This window comes from Phycisphaerae bacterium (genome assembly GCA_035384605.1).
Taxonomy (GTDB): Bacteria; Planctomycetota; Phycisphaerae; order UBA1845; family PWPN01; genus JAUCQB01.
The window spans coordinates 1-20,012 of record DAOOIV010000068.1 but is presented as its reverse complement, the minus strand read 5'-3'; the positions used below and the strand labels follow the sequence as shown (position 1 = coordinate 20,012).

At 61.7% G+C, this 20,012-nt stretch carries 9 protein-coding genes; 3 read left to right on the top strand and 6 right to left on the bottom strand.

All coding sequences use genetic code 11. The features are described from left to right. Positions 1-8: 8 nt before the first annotated feature. The 5 genes from PLL20_14520 to PLL20_14500 form a co-directional block, all read right to left on the bottom strand. Complete coding sequence (locus tag PLL20_14520; protein HPD31203.1) at positions 9-1,715, bottom strand: ATPase, T2SS/T4P/T4SS family; 1,707 nt, start codon at positions 1,713-1,715, stop codon at positions 9-11. Between the two features lie 240 nt (positions 1,716-1,955). Beyond that, a complete protein-coding gene (locus PLL20_14515; protein HPD31202.1) occupies positions 1,956-2,627 on the bottom strand; it encodes an RDD family protein in 672 nt (223 codons plus the stop codon). A gap of 30 nt (positions 2,628-2,657) precedes the next feature. Beyond that, the gene (locus tag PLL20_14510) at positions 2,658-5,303 is read right to left on the bottom strand and encodes a galactokinase family protein (GenBank protein HPD31201.1); all 2,646 of its coding nucleotides are present in this window, start codon (positions 5,301-5,303) and stop codon (positions 2,658-2,660) included. 445 nt (positions 5,304-5,748) lie between these two features. Further along, positions 5,749-8,460 carry a family 10 glycosylhydrolase gene (locus PLL20_14505; protein ID HPD31200.1) on the bottom strand — a complete coding sequence of 904 codons (2,712 nt, stop codon included), beginning with the start codon at positions 8,458-8,460 and terminating at the stop codon, positions 5,749-5,751. Positions 8,461-8,573: 113 nt separating this feature from the next. Then, positions 8,574-11,381, bottom strand: coding sequence for an immunoglobulin domain-containing protein (locus PLL20_14500; protein HPD31199.1), 2,808 nt, complete (start codon positions 11,379-11,381; stop codon positions 8,574-8,576). 561 nt (positions 11,382-11,942) lie between these two features. On the opposite strand from PLL20_14500, the gene hcp reads away from it, so the two are divergent. After that, entirely contained in the window at positions 11,943-13,643 is a 1,701-nt protein-coding gene (gene hcp, locus PLL20_14495; GenBank protein HPD31198.1) for a hydroxylamine reductase, read from the top strand. Between the two features lie 143 nt (positions 13,644-13,786). On the opposite strand, the gene PLL20_14490 is transcribed toward hcp, so the two are convergent. Then, positions 13,787-16,366 carry a DUF1573 domain-containing protein gene (locus PLL20_14490; GenBank protein HPD31197.1) on the bottom strand — a complete coding sequence of 860 codons (2,580 nt, stop codon included), beginning with the start codon at positions 16,364-16,366 and terminating at the stop codon, positions 13,787-13,789. A gap of 489 nt (positions 16,367-16,855) precedes the next feature. Between PLL20_14490 and PLL20_14485 the strand changes: the two genes are divergently transcribed. Further along, positions 16,856-17,557, top strand: coding sequence for a glycosyltransferase family 2 protein (locus PLL20_14485; GenBank protein HPD31196.1), 702 nt, complete (start codon positions 16,856-16,858; stop codon positions 17,555-17,557). Between the two features lie 335 nt (positions 17,558-17,892). Further along, complete coding sequence (locus PLL20_14480) at positions 17,893-19,335, top strand: sigma 54-interacting transcriptional regulator (protein ID HPD31195.1); 1,443 nt, start codon at positions 17,893-17,895, stop codon at positions 19,333-19,335. Positions 19,336-20,012: the final 677 nt, after the last annotated feature.

The following is a 20,012-nucleotide window of genomic DNA, read 5'->3' as shown; positions in this document are numbered from 1 at the left end:
CCCGGCTACTAGTCCTCCGTCACCACACCTTCGATTTGGGCGTGCTTGGCCACCTCGCCAAGAGTGGTCACGCCCCGAAGAACCTTGATCTTGCCGTCCTCCAGCAGACCACGCATGCCCGACGCCCGGGCCGCCTTGCGGATCTGGCTCGTGGAAGCCCGGTTAAACGCCAGTTCCCGCAGCTCGTTGGTCATCGTCAGAAACTCGAATATACCCAGCCGCCCGCGGAAGCCCGTACCGTTGCACCGCTTACAACCCGCGCCCCGCTTGAGCCGGCCCCGGAGTTCGTCTTCGGTGAAACGCAGCAAACGCATCAGCTTCGGATCGGGGTCCGGATCGTCCTCTTTGCACTCCTCGCAGATCACCCGCGTCAGACGCTGGGCCAGGATCGCCTGGATCGAACTGGCGACCAGGAACGGCTTGATCCCCATGTCAATCAGACGCGTGATCGCACTGCTGGCGTCGTTGGTGTGCAGCGTGCTGAACACCAGGTGGCCCGTGAGGGCCGCTTGGATCGCTACCTCCCCCACCTCCAGGTCACGAATCTCGCCGACGAGGATGATGTTCGGGGCCTGACGCAGCATCGCCCGGAGAATCTTGGCGAAAGTCAACCCGATATCGTCGCGGACCTGACACTGGTTGATGCCGCTGAAGTTGTACTCGACCGGGTCTTCCGCGGTGATGATCTTCCTGTCCGGGCGGTTGAGTTCCTGCAACGCCGCATACAGCGTCGTGGTCTTGCCCGATCCCGTCGGCCCGGTCACCAGGAAGATGCCGTTGGGACGCTTGATGGTCTTCATGAACTGTTCGTAGTCATCCTGCTCCAGACCAAGCGACGGAATTCCCACCCGGACCGATTCGGGACGAAGAATACGCAGCACGCAGCTTTCACCGTGGTATGCCGGGCAGGTGCTCACGCGAAAGTCGATGTCCTTGCCGCCGATGGTCAGCTTGATACGACCGTCCTGGGGCAGTCGGCGCTCGGCAATGTCAATGCCCGACATCAGCTTGAGACGGGCGATCACCGCCGCCTGCACCGCCTTCGGAATCTTCTGCCGTTCCAGGCACTCGCCGTCGACGCGGTATCGGACACGAACGCGGTCCGCCATCGGCTCGATGTGAATGTCGCTCGCCCGCATGTTGACCGCTTCCGTGATGTACTGGTTCAGAAGCTTGATGATCGGGGCGTCGGGCTCTTCGCCGGCAATCTTGATGCCCTCGGCCTCCTCCTCTTCGCGGTCCTCGTCGATGCTCGTCAGGGTGCTCTTCATCTTCTCGCCGACTTCGGAGAGGTGCTTGTCGATGAAGCGCTTGATCTTGCTCGGGGCGGCAATGACGAGGTCGATGTTCGGGTTGACCGTGAATCTCAACAGGTCGAGCAGTTCAAGATCCAAAGGATCGCTGACGATGACGCGAAGCCGGCCGTTCTCCTGGCCGAGGGGCAGAATCTGGTGATCCTTCATGATCTTCGTCGGAATCAGGTGCATGTTCGCAGCGATGGCCGCCGTCTGGTCGACGTCGACATAATCCACGCCGAACTGGGCAGCAAGAGCCTTGGCCACGTCCTCCTCACGGCAGAGCTCCAGCTCAACTAGGGCCTGGCCGATCCGCTTACGGTGCTCCTCGGCATACTTGAGGGCGTCCTCAAGAGCCTTCGGACTGATGATCTTCCAGTCCACCAGGATCTCGCCTAATTTCTTCTTCTGTCGGGCCATGAGTTCGCGGCAAGTCTTAATCTGGTAAGGAAATACGTCAGCTAACCCAGCCGGTGGGCGGCGAAGATCGCGGCGCAGGATCCCACGATCGGCCTGTTCTCGCCTACCCCTCCTATTCTATCGGCAAGCCGACTACAACATCAAGCTGGACACATTTCCCAACGCAAGACTGGGGCGCTGCCGCAATCGTGGCCGCTGGCTCGGGCAGTTGCCCCACCGCCTGAAACACCTCGCTGACCGCTAAGCTCGCCTCGGCTGGGGTACCAGTTCCCGATCGCGGATCTCGGTCCCGCATTCCGGGCACCGGCCGCTGATATTCCCCGTCAGGTCGTAGCCGCACACCCGGCAGTAGCGCCCCGCGGGAGCAAACGGTTCTCGAGTGGCGTGCTTTAACCAGACAACCTCCGTCCCAGCCCACCCCTCACCCCACCGGCGCCCTCGCAGCATGGTGATACAGCCGACAATCAAGCCCAGGAGACCCAGGTAGGGAACCGCAAGGATAAGGTTTCGTTTGAACGACTGTCCCGGACCGATCGGGTCGCGACTGTACGCGTCAACAACCTGTAGGCCGAAGAGAATCTTGCCCGGAGACCGACCATTAACGGAGTCTTTGAGGGCAAATGCGACGGGAACGATGATCACAGCGAGCACCCGCCAAACAACGGCCCACAGCGACTCCAGGCTCTCCGGAGAACGGTCTTCCAAGAGCCCGATCAGCATGGCCGCCCCACCAACCAGAAGATAGAAAACCACGCAATCGACAAGAAACGCCGCCTGCCGGCGATTAGCAAAACCGTTGCGGCACTTCCTGCACACCAGCACATTGTAAAGCCGCTTGTGATCCGGCGGGCGCCGCCGTTGCTTCAGACAAATCGGGCACTCCCAGGAATCGCGTCGATAGGTCTCACTCATTCCCCATTCTCCATTCTCAATTCTCGATTCCTACGGCCGTATGATCCCCCCACCGGCCACCGGGCGGACCCGCCAGATACAAGGCGCCAGCCCGAGCGAACCGTAGTACTCGCGGGCAAGTGTCGCTCGGACCTGCGGCACGGCCGACTGGCGCGCCAGGATAATGACACAGCCGCCCAGTCCCGCCCCGGCAAGCTGGGCACCGTAAACACCGGGCACCGCAGAGGCCAAGTCCACCAGACGGTCGATGTTCGGGGTGCTGCACGCATAAGCTCCGGTCATCCTCCAAAGGCTCTCAGCCTTCCGTCCGGCTGCCGTTGCCGCCTCAGCCGCGGGCGACCCGCTGACCCGGTCACCATCATGCGACAGCAAGACCATTTCACCGAAACCGGGCAGGTCTTTCCGATCCAGCAAGTCGGCCGCCAGCCGGCTCCGCTCGCACTCGCTGACGCCGAAAACCACGACGTCGCGAATGGTGTACTGACCAGGATCGGTATGCGAGGCAAAGACCCTGGCCAACCGCTCCTCGAACTCCTGACCGAGTCGGGCCCTGATCTGACGCCGTGAGATCCGCTCGGGCAGCGATTCGAGCACCGCATCCACCTCGTGCGGCTTGAAAACGCCGTAGGCCGGCGTCAGATCGCGCACGTACTGCAGCCTCTTGGCTAGACGCGGGTACTTTTTCTGCAAGAGCATCATGCCGATCCGGTAGCAGGCCACACGTTCGTTGAACCGATCGCGGGCCCCGGCGCTCTTCACCGCATGTTGCCCGCTGTAAGCGACCAGAACGGCAAGATCAGAAGGAAGACGAACGTATCGAGAAAGCGAAAAGGGGTGAAAGCCCATCCGGGCCACATGCCCGGCTTTACCCAGGCGAATAGCCGCGTGATCGCCCGCCCCGCCCCGCGACCCGACAAACCATTCGGCTTGGCCACACGCCGGCACAATCTCCGACGGGCTCATGGCGATGCCGTTGACGGCCACAATCGCCTCCATCGCCGCCACCACCATGGCCGAACTGCTCGAAAGACCGGAGGCTATCGGCACGTTGCCGCTGACCGCCACATCCATCCCACACAACCGTCGTCCACGATGCATGTATTGCTGATAGAGCACGGACGCCAGGACGTAATTGCTCCAATCTCCGGCCGTGGACATCAGGTGCGTGCGAACTCTCTGGCCGTCAACGAAACTCAGCCAATCCGGCGTCCGCAAGGCCGCCAGCCAATCGCCAATGACCAGTTCGCGGGCGGGAAAAGCCACCGGGTCGGCATTGACCAACCGAACGACGTCGTCCTGCCGTGGGCTCACCGCCATGACCACCTCGCAGTCCAACGCCATCGAGTGAACAAACCCGCCTTGGTGATCAATGTGACGGCCCATGAGATTCAGCCGCCCCGGCGCGCGAACCAGAAAAATCTTTCGCTTTCCGTCGAAGGCCCTGGCCCACAATCGCACCACGCCCCGCAGAGGGCCGATGCGGCGCATAACCACAGACCCGTCCACACCATAGGCGCGCTCGAGAAGCCTTTGAGCACGCCGCCCCGCCGGACGAAGAATGGCCAGCCACTCCTCGCAGCTCCGCAAGGCGGGAGCCAGCTTCTTAAGGGCCCTCTCGCTACCCAGGTCACGCTCCTGCTTGCGGACGTGTTCTTCTATGCTGAAGAGTTCCTCGCGAGTGTTAAAAGCCATCACCTGATCGCGCCGGACCTCATACTCGACCACCCTGCCCGGGCAGTCGTTCTCCGGGCAATGCAAGCCGCGCCCAATGATCTCGATCATGTCGGTCACATAGTATTCGTCCTGGGCGTTGGCTCGTCCGACGCGATGAAGAGCCGCCTGTAAAACGTTGATGTCACCCACGTAAACGGATTCGTTGACCGTCTTGCTATACTGCTCGATCTTCTCCGGCCCGAGGGTCGTGCCGCCTACGCGAACGTCCATCCCGGCCTCGCGAAGGGCCTGCAACAACTCAGACGATCGGACCCTGCCGGAACCCCGTGAGAAACCGGCAAGCGGCCCCAGCGCCCGCCACAGCTTGACCGCCGGCCGGATTCGCTTAAGCCCAACGTGACGAAGCAGAGCTCTGGAAAGTGTGTCGCAAGAGGCGGCCAACTCGAACCAGTCCCGCAGAACGCGCGCCCGGTCGATGTCCCGCCGTTCCACAATGCCGATAATGCCCCGGCCGGGCAAATTGACCAACCGTCCGCCGCTGCCTTCCGGCCGCTTCGGCGTGGTCACCAGCAACAGGTCGGCTCGCAACCGGCGAAAACGCCTGCCGGCTTCCTGAACGAGATTCGGCGCCAGCCATTTGTCGCCCATCGTAACCAGCACCGTGCCCTGGTAACCGAGCCGCGCCAGAGCCTCGACGCCGATCCGGGCGGCGTGGCCCGTACCCAACCGGTCTCGCTGATAAACGAAAACAACCCCAGCATGGGATGCCCCAATGGTCTGGACCACCGCCCCGCTGTTGTGTCCCACGACCACCACGATCGGGTCAACGCCGTCGGCCTGCAGTGTATCGAGCAACCGAACCACGGCCGGCCGACCGGCAATCGGCTCGCAGACCTTGTGGATCCGCGCCCGTCCCATGCGGCTGCCTTTCCCGCCGCACAGAACCACGCCGGCCATGCCCGAATCCGGCGATGGCCGCTGAATGCACAATGTCGCGTCCACCGCAGCCTTCGCCGGGCCGCTCCGATTCCTGTCCGCTCTCAAAGCCACTACGCGCCTCGCCGTCGCACTCGCCATAAGGAATCCGGTCAAACGCGCTCATCTTATACCCGTGAACGGATTCTCGAAAAGAGCCCCGCCGGTCCAATAGGTGGCAAACCACCGCTGGCCCCGGCTTCGCATCCGGGTCCGACGATGCCCATCCTCATTCAATGATCGCCGAACCGCGAAGAGGATCGCACCGTAAGATGCGACCATGCTTCGCCCGTGCGGCCGCGCACGCCTGCACAATCCTCGTCCGGCCCTGCTCAGAATGCCCCTGCTGAAAAGGTCGCAACTGCGACCGCAACAAGGTCGGCACCTGACGAAGTGGCACGGCCGCTACCGACCGTGCCACCTCTCACCGAAGGCCCGTTCTTTGCATACCCTCCGACCGCCGCTCTGACGGTCACTGTTTCTCCCACTTGATGGCGTCCGCTCGCCCGGCGTTACCGGTCGGAGCGGAACCTGCCCCGGTCGACCCGTCCAGGGTCACTTTGTACTCCGTTCCGGCGTTCAGCGTGAAAGTCCCCAGGAGCCGCCACTGGTTGCAGGGATTCGGGTTACAGGTTGAGTTCTGGCAGACGTTCACGTTGGTCGTTCCACCGGCATGCGTCACCTTGTGAACCAGCGGGTTGCCGCTGTTGGTGGTGCTGGCGTTGGTGGTGTAGATCTTATACGAACCCGTGGCTGTCGGAGTGAACTTGAATACCGCCGTCTTGGCCGTGCTGCTGATCGAACAGTAACGGCTGCCGATCCCGGCCGTGCAACCCGAGGCCGTGCTCTTGGCTGTGCTGTTCGACCATGCCCCGGTCTCTGAGTACCTGTCGTAGTTCTGCCCGCCTGACCGGCTCTCCACAATGAAAACGGTGATCGCAGGACTGACGGTCAATGTTACGGCGATGCTTTGCGGATTGTTCGTCGCATTCGGATCGCTGACCGTGATCGTCGCGTTGTAGGTGCCCGCCGACAAGCCCGACGTGCTGTAATTCACCGTGATCGTATCAGCTTCGCCGGTGGACGAACCGCTGGCTGGGCTCACGCTGAGCCAGGTCTGATTCACGCTGATGAAGTACTCCAGGGTAGAGCCGCCGGTGTTCTGAACCATGAAGCTCTGACTCGCCGCATTGCTGCCCTCCGCGCACGACGGCGACAGCGTCGTCGGGGAAAGCGTGATCGTCGGCGGCTGCGGTCCGACGATCTGCCACTTGACCGCGTCCGCCCGAATGATCGTGCCGCCGGAGGACCCCGATGAGTATTGAGAAACGCCGTACGTCGTCCACGCGTTGAAGTTGTAGCGGCCGAGTAGCACCCATGTGTCGCCGCCGGTCAACTGGTTCTTATAGACCGTGCTGGTTCCACCGGCGTGGGTGACGGTGTGCTTGGCGCTGCTGCATGCATTGGCTGAGGTTACCCAGGTCACGTACACGTCATACGAAGCGGTCGTCGTGGGCGTGAAGCTGTACGTTACAATACGATCGGCGTACCCCAGGTACGTGTAAAGGCTGCCGATGCCGGCCGTGGTACCCGCTGCGCTGCTCTTGGACGCGCTGTTCGCCCAAGTGCCCGCCTGGCTGAATCGGTCGAAGTTCTGGCCGCCCGCGCGACTCTCTACGATGAACGTCTGGATGGGCGCGAGATCCAGGGCGAAATCCTGGCGGACAGGCTGACCGGCCGACACCTGCACGGTCAGCACTTGCGATGTGTAGTCATCCCGGGAAACAGTGACGTCATAGTGGGTGCCGGAACTGCTCGCCGGTACCAGCGTCATGACATAGTATCCATTACCGTCCGTCCGCACCGTGCCCAGCGCACCTACCTGCACGGCCGCGTCATCGATCGGTTCGCCGGTGAACGAGTCCGTCACCCGTCCCCAGACACGCCCCTCGGTTGCAGTGTACGGACTGCGCCAAGGCATTCCGGGCGGGCCGGCCGCCGAGGTGAATATGTTGGCCGCCGCGTATGGATACCACGTCCAGTCATAATTCGCGCCCGATCGCGTGAGAGCGTACGCATAGGTGCACACGCCGTCGGCGCCGGCATTCCGCGCATAGAGCATCTGCGCCACACTGTCGTCAAACTCATTGAGGTACAAAGCCGGGCCGACCACCATGTGCCGATCATAGCTCCAGGCAATCTCCCGGTTCACCCAGTTCCGATACCAGGTTGGATAACTGTCCTCATCGTAGTACGTCATGGGGATCGCCATGTCGAGATAGCCAAGCCGCTGCCACTCCTCCCAGTTCTGGAAGAGCAGGTAGGCATTTGTGCTGGCGAAGTTGCTCGGTGCGTCGCCCCATGTGATCAGTGCGGCACTGTGACGCAGCGGCTGCCGCGGGTTGCCGGTGACCGATTCGATCTCCACCTGGGCGCGTCGCACCAGCTCCGTAATGCTTCGCCGCCGGAAGTCATTCCATGCCGGAACGCCGGTGGGCGCCGGCGTGCCCGCGTATCCGGCGATCTCCTTGAAACGGGCCAGGCCGGACCTGGCGTAGGACGTGTAAGCCGGATAGCCGGCATCCGTCTGCTCATAGCGTATCCGGTCCCAGTGAATGCCGTCCAGTTCGTAATTGGTCACCAGTTCGCGAACAATGCTCATCAAATACTCCTGAACGTCCGGCGAACCGGGATCCAGAGTGTAGTCGGAGCCGATGACCTGCGGACCGGCGTTCATGTCCGCCTGCTCCACCATGATCCATTCGGGGTGAGCGGCCAGCGTCGCGTTGTTCGCCGGCGGCCAGCTCGTCGACACCCGAAACGCGGTCAACCACGCATGTACCTCGATGCCCTGCGCATGAGCCTGCTGTATCAAATAGGCCAGCGGGTCGATGCCTCCTTGAATATCAGTTGCCTTCGGCACAATGGCCGAGTTCCAATACGCCCCGTGGGCGCTCGATCCACTATCCTGGTAAGCCAGCAGCTCGGGAAAGATCGCGTTGTATCCTCCTTGAACCGCGCGAGCCACCATCGCGTCGATCTGCGCCGCGCTCTTGTATCCTTCATGCCAGACATCCGCCCACATGCCCCGGAACTCCGTGGTTTGGGCTGCGGCACGGCCGACCGGCAAAGCCGCCAGGATCACGGCAATCCTGACCGGACGAGAGACGAGTCCAAATGACATGGATTGATCCTCCTCGAGAAATGGCTTTATGGCCGAGATTTGCAGAATGACCCATACGACAAACCGGAGGCGGCACGGCCCCCCCAAGGCCCGTGCCGCGCACCCTGACCTGCTTATTGACCGCTCACGACCGAGTAATCGTCGTAATACGCCAGACTTGTCGAACTGTAACCCGAACCAAGTCTCGCACGGTCGAAGCTGAACTGGCCTTGACTGTTGGCGTAGGATACGCCCGACTTGGCCAACACGCCGTCCACGTAGAAGTCAATGGTCGTGCTCTTGATCACGGCTTTCAGTTCGTGCCATCCCACGCTCCGAGTCGGAGCACCCGGGCCGTTCAGCGCTACCCAACCCGGTCCGGGCGAATAGGCCACGCGAGCTGCGTAGTACGTCCGCATCGCCTCCTGCACGTTGGACTTGCCCAGTGCTACCAACTGAACGACGCTGGGCGACGCATCCAGCAGCTCGCACCACTGACGATCCAGATTGGAGGTGTTGTTATCGTACAGGCGAAACTTCCACACGATCGGAACGGCGTCCGAGGCCGTCGTTTCAGTAAAGTTGCGCTGGTTTCGGGCCGCCGACGTGCCGATGTAGATCGACTTCGGCGAGCTGAAATACAGCGCCGTCGACAGGGTCCCGCCGGGCGATACCGAAATCGGCCACACGGCGGTAAACGCCGTCTGGTTCGCATAACTATCGAAATTGTCGAAGAAGATCGTGGTGCCCCCCGTGGTCACCGTCAGTGTGGCCGAGTTCGAGGTCGCGATCCCGCAGCCGGCCGTCACCACGCAGCGGTAGCTCGCCGCATCGTTGCTGTCGGCATTGGAAACGGTCAGCGTCGCGGTCGTCACGCCGGAGTAGTGGCCGCCGTTCGACAGGTTCACCTGGTTCTTTTGCCACTGGTAGGTCAGGGCGCCGTCCCCGGCAGCGGCGACGCTGAAGTTGGCCGTCCCGCCCGTCGCCACCGTCTGATCCGATGGATGTTGGGTGATCGTAGTCGCGGCCTTGAGCGTCAAGCCCGCCGCGTTTGAGGTCGTACTGCCGCCGGCGTTGCTCACCACACACCGGTAATTCGCCGCGTCATTGCCGTCCGCGTTTGACACTGTCAGCGCCTCGGTGGTCACTCCGGAGTAATGCCCGCCGTTCGTCAGGTTCACCTGGTTCTTTTGCCACTGGTAGGTCAGTGTGCCCTCGCCCGTGGCCGTCACGCTGAAAACCGCCGTCGAGCCCGGACAGACACTCTGGGCCGCGGGGTGCTGAGTGATCGTCGGAGGCTGGACGCCCCCGCCGCCGCCAACATACTCCCACTTGACCGCGTCGGCCCGCAATACCATCCCGTCATGATAGTTTTGGCTGGTCTGCGTCACGCTGTACTGCACGCCGGAATTGAGCACGAATTCCCCCAGCAGGTTCCAATTGTTGCGCCCGCAGGGATTCGTATCCACGTCCGTGTCAAGCACGATGCTCGTCGAACCGCCGGCGTGCGTGACAATGTGCTCCAATTGCTGAGTGGCGTTGGCCGAGGTGCACCAGGTGACATAAACCCGGTAGGTCCCGCTCGTCGTGGGCGTGAAACTGTAACTGCACCTGTTAGTGCCGTTCATGTAAGCGTACCGGCTCCCGATGCCGCTGGTGCAGTCCCACACCGTGCTCTTGCCGCTGGAGTTCCCGAACGAGCCCACTTCCGAGTAGTTGGCATTGTTCTTGCCCCCTGCGCGGCTCTCAACAATGAACGTAATCGGATCCGGTGCCTGGTTGACCAGCGCCATGTAATGACCCCAGTCCCAACCATGGCCCGGGTCCATGTGGTCCGTACACCGAACACACTCGCTCACGTCCGCGTGCCCCACGATGCCCGGCGCCGAACGGGCTTTCTGCTTCGGAATGCCCCAGCGATTGCAGACGTCCCGGGCCCAGTTCGCCGAGGCCTGATACATCGCCTCCGGATGACTGGGGTCGGCGGTATAACCCTCGTGTTCAATACCGATGGCCCTGCTGTTGTAGCAGACGATGTGGTATCCGACGTGTCGCTCGCAAACCATTTGCCAGATCGCTCCGGCTTCATCCATGACGTAGTGGGCGGCCACTCCTGAACTGCAGTTCTTGAACCAGGAGATGGTCCCCGCGGCCGAGCCCTCCGCAACGTGAATCACAATCGTGTCCTTGTTGGTCACCGACGTCGAGTAGTTGCAGGTCGGAGCCGGATCCCAAGTGGCCAAAGCGTAGTCCGGGTTGCCGCAATCGCCCGGCGCACTCATGATCTGATAGTCGAAAGTCGTCGCCTCCACCGCCACCAACCCCTTCGGCACCAGACTGTCGAGATCAACGCCAACCGACTGCGAAAGAACCTCGAAAACCTCGCCCGCCGAATTCACCTTCGAAAAACCGTTCTGCAATCTCTGATAAATGCCCCGGGCAAAGAACTTGCTGCTTTCGGCATCGAGGCCGGCGTATTCGATGACCACCGGCAACCAGGCACGTAAACCTTGGTTGCGGTCGATCTTGGCCTTCTTGGCCGCCCGGTCCAGCACTGCCGCCGCCCCGCGAATGTTCGCGGCTGCGTCGATCTTGAGAACCTCGCTGTCCAGCTTCAGCAGTCTCGCCGCTTGCTTCAACGAATCAGAGTATTCGCTATCGCGCAGAGCCATGATCCCGTAGCCGCCCTCGATCGTCGGCTCGGTCCCGCGATCTTCAAACGCGCTGCCAACCTTGCCCAGAGCCAGCAAGAGGTCAAGCGGCACGTCGTACTCCGCGGCCGCCTCCTCGAATACCGGCATGAGCGGTTGATACCCGGCCGAGTAATACCCCGCCCCCGGATCGTAGGAATCCTCCGGCGGCAGCTCCTCGCCCATCACCGCCACCGGTAGCAAAAACACAACAACACACATCGCTGCCTGAGAATGCAGCTTCCTCGACATGATCATCCTCCTCGTACAGAGACAACCGGAATGTGAAACCGGCACAGAGCCGGCCTTTCGCATCAGCGTTTTGGGCAGCGGCTGCTCATTGATGACAGAGCCTGAGATGACCAGCTTTTCCTACCAGACGCCGGATACGGTGCCACATACCGCATCCGCCACAATCAGACCGCCTGCTCCGCACGACACAATACCGTGACGCAAACGTCTGTCAACCGTTTTCTCCAAAATTCGACGTCGATCACGTGCCAATTCCGTCGACAAGGTTCGCCACGCCCTCATCTGAGCCTCCATCCTCAATGGCTGTTGCCTTCCGGAATTGGCGCCACCGACGCAAAGCTGCTCAAATGCGACATGACCCGCGGCCGGATCATAACCTCTTGTATAGCAATGACTAACATACGGATTGCCGACCCCGCTACGAAAACCGCATCACTTTGACACAGATCAAGGGCTGCTCCGAGCCAACCTGCCCATACTCTCTCGATTCGAAAACCCGCCGGGGCAGCTCTCGGAGATGTGTCACGATGGCCTGCCGTCGGCCCAAATGGAGGTTTCCTGATGTTCTGTTTTCAGTGTGAACAGGCGGCCAAAGGGACAGGGTGCAGTACCATCGGCGTTTGCGGGAAGACCCCCGACGTCGCGGCCCTTCAAGACCTGCTGATCCATGCAGCCAAGGGCATCTCGATGCACGCGCATCGCGCCGGCTACCTGGGAGCTCGCGACCGACAGGTTGACCGCTTCATCGTCGAAGCCCTGTTCACCACCGTCACCAATGTGAACTTCAGCCCGGAGCGGATGGGCGAGGAACTGCACAAGGCCGCCTCGATCAGGGACAGAGCCCGCATACTCTACGAGCAAGCCTGCATCAAGGCCGGCAAGCAGCCTGAAATACTAACCGGTCCGGCGATTTGGTCCCCCGCCGGCGACATTGACGGTCTCGTCGCACAGGGTCAGGACGTCGGCATCATGGACCGCATTCGCGTCCGCGGGATGGATGTGGCCGGCCTCGAAGAACTTCTGACCTATGGCCTCAAGGGCACGGCGGCCTACGCCCACCACGCGATGATTCTCGGACACGAGGACGACGGCGTTTACGCCTTCTTCCATGAGGCCCTCGACAGCCTGACACGAACGGACCACACCGCCGCAAGCCTGCTGTCCCTGGTACTCAAGTGCGGCGAGGTTAATCTGAAGGTCATGGAGCTGTTGGACAGGGCCAATACCAGTGCCTACGGCCATCCGGTGCCGACACCGGTGCGCATCACGCCGGTCAAGGGCAAGGCGATCTTGATCTCGGGCCATGATCTCAAGGATCTGGAAGAACTGCTCAAGCAAACCGAGGGGACAGGCATCAACATCTACACGCACAGCGAGATGCTCCCGGCCCACGGTTATCCGGAGCTCAAGAAGTACAAGCACCTGGTCGGCAACTACGGCGGAGCCTGGTTCCAGCAACAGGACGAATTCGAACGCTTCCCCGGGGCGATCCTCATGACTACCAACTGCATTCAGAAGCCCCGAGACAGCTATCGTCACCGGCTTTTCACCTGCGGCCTGGTCGCATGGCCGGGTGTCACCCACATCACCGACCGCGACTTCCGCCCGGTGATCGAAGCCGCCCTCGCCGCCGACGGCTTCAGACACACCGAGCCGGAAAAGACGATCCTGGTGGGATTTGGCCATAACTCGGTGCTTGGTGCGGCCGACAAGGTGATCAAAGCCGTCAAGGCAGGCAGAATCCGTCACTTCTTCCTGATCGGCGGTTGTGACGGCCACAAGGAAGGCCGCAATTACTACACCGACTTCGCTGAGGCCGTGCCCGACGACTGCGTGATCCTGACGCTGGCCTGCGGCAAGTACCGATTCAACAAGCTCGACTTCGGCACCGTCGAGGGGCTGCCGCGATTGCTGGACGTCGGCCAGTGCAACGACGCCTACTCGGCCATCAAGATCGCTATCGGCTTGGCCGACGCCCTCAAGTGTGGAGTCAACGATCTGCCGCTGTCGCTGATCCTGAGTTGGTACGAGCAGAAGGCAGTGTGCATTCTGCTGACGCTGCTGCACCTGGGCGTGCGGAACATCCGACTGGGACCGTCGCTGCCGGCGTTCGTGTCAACGAATGTCTTCGCCGTCCTGAGCGAGAAATTCGGCATCCGGCCGATCGGCACCGCACGCGAGAACCTCGCTGAGTGCTTGGAGGCAACCCCATCCAAGACCGTGCCCATTGTGGAGAGCGACCCGGGCAAAACCGTTGGCTGAACCGCTGCGACCGGAAACCCGCGCGCCTTGCCCAAGCGCCCCCGAATCACCGCACGCCTCGGTCTTGCGGCCCGCAAGAAGGCAGCACGCCCTGGATGCTCCGCCAAAACAAGAAAGAGCATCCCGACAACGCGTGGAGCATTTCATCCGCCTGCCGCCGGCTTGATCGGGATCACGATCTCGCCAAACTCCTTGTCGTCGGTCCGGATGGTGATCTTGTCGCCTTCGGCCGGCGGAACGTAGGTCGGCGGAACGAACACATCGAGCTTGTAGGAAACGTCGTCGGCGTCCGGATAGATCCTCGCCCGGATGAGATTGTTGCTCCGCGTGATGCCGAAAATACTCAGGTTGTCCAGACCGTTGTTGGCGATCGTCACGCTGAATCGCTGAGCGCGGGCCGGCCCGCCGATAACGATCGCTTCCGGTGTCACCTCGATCCGCTTGGGATTGTACAGCCTCAACGGAACCTCGAGCGTGGGCTGCTCCTTGCAGGTCGTCGTCACCTTGATGGTCGCCTTCAGTTCGCCAAGGTCGAACGGCGGCTTGGGGTTGACCACCAGCTTGGCGTTTTGACTGCCGCGAAGCTTCTCAACGATGACCTCGAATTTCGGCGAGGTGCATTCAGCCGACAGGTACTCGATCTCGTCCGTCCCGTGGTACAGAATGGTCGCCAGTCGCCCCATCGTGTGCTTTCGGGGGTGACGCCCAAAGTCGATGCCCGTCGCCGGATCGCATTCCAGGTAAGGCCGAACGGTACCCAACAACACAACGTCCAGCTTCGGTCGCGTCGGATCGTTCGTCGTCAGCGTCACTTTGTGCTCGAAAGGTCCCGGCCGTGCGCCGCTCTCAAATGTACAGTTGAGAACCGCCATGGCCCCCGGTGTCAGGCTCTTCGTGTACTCGGATCCGACCGAGAGCCCCTCGCTTGCAGTCACTGAGTTGATCGTGAGCGGCTCCATGCCGTCATTACGATAGTAGAGCTTGGCCGTCACCTTGCTCGCCGGCTTGACCCCACCAAGGTCTTGTCGGGCCGACTCCACCGTCAACCGCGGCATCCGCCCCAGCGGGGTAGTGCCGGCTCCCTGGGGTTCGAGCAGCTCAGCGCTGCCGGCCGGACGGGGTATGCTGCCGAACTCGCTGCGACCCTTGCCCTCGAGCAAAGCGTCGATCTCGTTCCTCAGCATCTCCTCGTACTCAGCCATCTGTTCCGCCGCGGGAACGCCTTCGTGAACAGCCTCCACCGTCCCGTTCCTGCCGATCAATAAGACCGTCGGCACCCTCTTGATCCCGAACCGTGCGGCAGTCGTGTATTGCGGATCCGCCGCCAGCGCTGCTTCCGTCAGCCCTGCCTCCTTCGCCGCTTCCAGAACTTCGCCGACCGGCTTGAGCGAGTCCAGGCTGATGTTCAAGAAGGTGACGCCCTTGACCCCGTACAGACTCTGCAGAGTCCTCATGTACGGCAGTTGCCGGCGGCACTGCGACGACCAAGCCGCCCAGAAATTCACCACGGCCGGCTGGTTGCCGGTCCCGAACTGAACGGCCTGCCCAGCCTTCAACGGCATCTGACTGGTCACCGGCGTCGGCTTGCCCAGGAGATCCTCCACCCGAGCCACCACCACCGGCGGGGGCTGCGGTTGCGGCGCCGTCGGAGACACGCGAGGCTCCAGCGTTACCTGCAACTCCGACTTCTCCTTGAGGTTGGTCTTCAGGATGATATCGATGGGGTCATGGTTCGGCGGAGTAAAATCCTGGGGCACGCGCACCACCATCCGGAAAGACTTCGACCCCGCAACAGGTGTCAGCTCAGTCTTGATCTGATCATTGCCCGGCACCACGGACTCGATCTTGAAATCCTCCTTGCCGCTGTAGTTGATCGTCACCTGACGAATGAACTCCCGGGTCAGCGGCAGGAACAACGGAAGCCGGTTTGGACTCACCTCCAGCAACGGTGGCGAGTATAACGAACACGGCACGCTGATCCGTTCGTCCTTATCCAGACCGGTGGTAAACTGCAACACTGTGGAATTGTTCCGCTCGGCAAACGGCCGCACGCCTGTGATCTTGATCTCCGCCACCTTGCCCGGCTCCACCTCGGTGACTTCCGCCTTGAAGACGGATTGCTGACCCGGAGGCAACGGAACGGGCTCCAGTTTCATGTGCCCTTCGGTGTAATTCGTGACCTTGATCACCCGCGTCACGTCCGTCTCGTCGGTCACCGTGCCGAAAACGGCATTGGACGGTTCCAGGGCAACACGAGGCTTCACCTTGCCCTTGATGGTCAAGGGAACGACCTTGTTGGCCGGATCGTTGCTCTCAACCTGAACGGACCTCGATACGGGCTGAGACTGAACCGCTTTGCTCAGGGTCAGCTTGACCGTCACCTTGCCCTGCCCCCCCGGGGCGATCACCTTGTCATAATCGACAACCGTGCAACCGCAAGTCGTCTTGACATTCAACAACTCCAGCGGCGACTTGCCGTCGTTGTGAATCACGTACGCGTGCTCGACCACCGTGCCGGACCAGGCATCGCCGAAATCGAACGTGTTCTCGTCGCATCGCAGCTTGGGCCCATTCGGATCGGCCGGGGCAACCGACGACGCCGGCGGAACCGGAGCAACGCCGGGAGGGACCTGACCCTTCACCTCGCCGGCACCTGGCAAGGTTGTGAATACCAATGACGCCGCCAGAATGATCAATTCCTTGGACATATGGCCTTTCGTCACGACGACCTCCGTTTAACGCATGCTGAACACTCGCTGTAACCGCCCGACCCGCTCCGCATGGTGCGTCACCTTGAAGCCGATCGGAACAAGAACTTATGTACTGTAGAATCTCGAATCGGTAATTCTAGGCCAACGGCCCTATACGCAAAAGCCCGGCAATTGACCGCCCGTGCCCCCACCCCGCTCTCGACAGTGCAACCATCTTTGCAACAGATGTCTCACGGACTTCAACCTCTTGTCATAAATATACTTATCGCCGACCTCAGGGACCCGCCTTGGACAGCCCCCCTGGCACTCATCCAACCAGCCGGCCGCCCACCCCACGAGTTCACAACATGTCCCCACGGATATCACCGCAAACCTCTGCGAAACGCATGGGACGATAAGTCATTTCACCCGAGTCCCCCAACGCGGCCTCTCACCGACTTGCCCGCTCCACGTATTCGCTTCTAAGATGGGCACCGGTCACGCAGGTAATGGAGGCGACGCGTGAAACTCAGCATCGTCGTGCCTGTCTACAACGAAGTCCGGACCCTTGAGGAATTGGTTCGCCGGGTGCTCGCCGTTGACGTCGGCATGGAAAAGGAACTCATCCTCGTCGATGACGCCTCCACCGACGGCACCCGTGATCTTTACGACCGCATCCGCCGCGAGCATGCCGGCCAACACATCCAGGTGCTCATGCACCCTCACAACCGAGGCAAGGGGGCTGCGCTCCGAACGGGCTTCGACAAGGCCACCGGTGACATCATCCTCGTGCAGGACGCGGACCTCGAATACGACCCTCGCGATTACCCGAGACTTCTTGCCCCCATTCTCGACAACCGCGCCGACGTCGTTTTCGGCTCCCGCTTCGTAGGCGGCGAGGCGCACAGGGTCCTTTTCTTCTGGCACATGCTCGGAAACAAGATCCTGACCCTGCTGTCCAACATGCTTACCAACTTGAACCTCACGGATATGGAAGTCTGTTACAAGGTCTTTCGCCGCGAGATCCTGCGCAATTTCGAGCTCAAGAGCGATCGCTTCGAGTTCGAGCCCGAGTTCACCGCCAAGATTGCCAAGACCGGCTGCCGCGTTTACGAGGTGGGCATCAGCTACGCCGGCCGGGACTACTCAGAGGGGAAAAAGATTACTTGGGTGGACGGCATCAAAGCAGTCATCGCGATCTTCCGATACAGTTTCTTCCGCTAGCCGACGTCTATAGTCCCTTCCGTCGCAACTGGTGCGCATTTTGCGTGCATGTTTCCGGATCGCAGAACGCTTGGGTTGCGGCCCGCAAAAAGGCGGTCCGCCTTAGGTCAATTCAACCGCCTTGAATAAACCCCTTGATGCCCGTCTCCTGCCACGACGCCGCTCCGCAACCTGATGCGGAAACGGGCGCCCACCACGAAACCGTCCGCCGCCCCTCGCCTGGCTAAAGCTTATAAGCTGCTTCACACAAACAACTTACAACTATTTGTGGTCGCAGCAAATCGGCGGACTATGATCCCCTCAGATAAGCAGGCGTCCGCCAGGGAGACAAAACCATGAACTCGTCCTCGCAGATCGATACCAGACTCGAACGGATGCTGTCCCAGACCGAAGACGGCGTGTTCGTCTTGGATGCTGAGCGCCGATATGTCTTGTTCAATACGGCGTGTGAACGTCTGACCGGCTACAAGACATCAGAGGTCGTCGGCGCGTCCTGTGGCAAGATCGGTGTCACCGAATGCCGCGACGAGCAGGGCCGATCACTCGAAGCCTCCCTCTGTCCGGGATGGGCGGTGTTCAAAGGTGATTTGCCCTGCGCCCGCCAGCGAATGCGCATCACCACCCGCGATGGCCGCCACCGGTGGGTCGAAACCCACTACACCGCCCTGCGCGGAGCCGAAGGTCAACCCGAAGGTGTGATCGGCGTGATGCGCGACATTACCGAGGCTAAGGCTCGCGAGGACCAGTGGCGCGATACCACCGCGCGGTTGCGCGAAGAACTCCAATCACTCAGACAACGACTGCGCGAGCGCTATGGTTTCACCGAGATCGTCAGCCGCTCCCCCGCGATGCAACCGGTCTTTGAGAAGATCACCGCTGCAAGCAACAGCGGCTCGCCGGTGCTCGTCATCGGCGAACACGGCACCGGAAAGGAAACCGTCGCCCGCACCATTCACAACAGCGGACCGGCCAAGGAAGGACCGTTCGTGCCCGTCAGTTGCACCGGGGCCTCGCGAGACGTGGTTGAAGGCGAACTGTTCGGCTATCCCAACCATGGAGCCGACGCCCCCCTAGCCGAACGCATCGGCGCATACGCGGCGGCAAAGGGCGGCACACTGTTCATCGACGACGTCTCAGCCATGCCCCTCGTCAGCCAGGCCAGGCTGCTTCGAGCCATGCAGGAACGTAAATACACGGCCGGCGACGGCAGCGAGCAGGACGTTTCCAACGTTCGAATCATCGCTACGACGAGTCGGCCGACGCAGGATCTGATCACCTCCGGCCGCCTCCGCGAAGACCTGGCCTATCGCCTCAGCGTGATCAGCATTGAGCTGCCGCCTCTCCGATCACGCAAGGAAGACATCCCCGTACTGGTGGACCTCTTTGTCGCCGATTTCAACCGCAGCGGTCGGCGCCAGGTAACCGAGGTCGAGCCGGGTGCGTGGGCCGCTCTCGACGGCTACCACTGGCCGGGAAACCTCCGTGAACTGCATCATGTGATCGAGGCCTCCCTGGCTTCGGGCCAGGGCCCGGTTCTCAAGGCCGACGAAGTGCGCGCGGCTCTCCGCAATCGTGATCAGGCAAATGCAGCGGGCGGTCACCAGGGTACCCGACTTGACGGCGTGCTCGCCGATGTCGAGCGGCGAACGATTCTCGATGCCCTTCGCCAGGCCCGCGGCCAACGGAGCCGGGCGGCCAAGATCATGGGCATCTCGCGCAGCCGCCTCTATCGCCGAATGGATGCACTCGGGATCGTGCCCAAGGAACAAAGCCTCTAAGGCGGACCGCAACCCAAGCGCTCTGCGATCCAGAAACATGCGCGCAAAATGCGCACCAGTCGCGGCGGAAGGGACTAACAGACCCAGGGCCGGCTGTCGCCCGCTTAATTCCGCCTCAAGGCCTCGAGCGCTCACAACGGCCGCACGCGTGACAGTCCGGGCGGCACTCTCAGAACCCCCTCCGAGAGCAAGTTGTCCTTAGCTGATGCCCCCGAGTCGCCCACGCGCGGCCCTGACTAGGTGGCGATTGCGTCAGAGCGGCTCATTCAGACGTCCGAACAACATGAAATCAGGGTAGCGCATTCTTGCCGCAGCGACGGTCAAGACACCATGATGAGTTGCGTCGAGCGCTTCCCTCAGCAGATTCCTTAGTGGTGCCGACGCCCCCGTCGGCACACTGTCGTCGTACGACCTTCGTCTGCTCCGCTGGCCCCAGAATCCCTTCTGGTGCCTACACCGCTGGCCCCCGAATCCCTTCTGGGGCCCACACCGCTTACCCCAAAATCCCTTCTGGGGCCTACATCGCTGGCCCCCGAATCCCTTCTGGTACCCACACCGCTGGCCCCCGAATCCCTTCTGGTACCCACACCGCTTACCCCAGAATCCCTTCTGGGGCCCACATCGCTGGCCCCAGAATCCTTTCTGGGGCCCACACCGCTGGCCCCAGAATCCCTTCT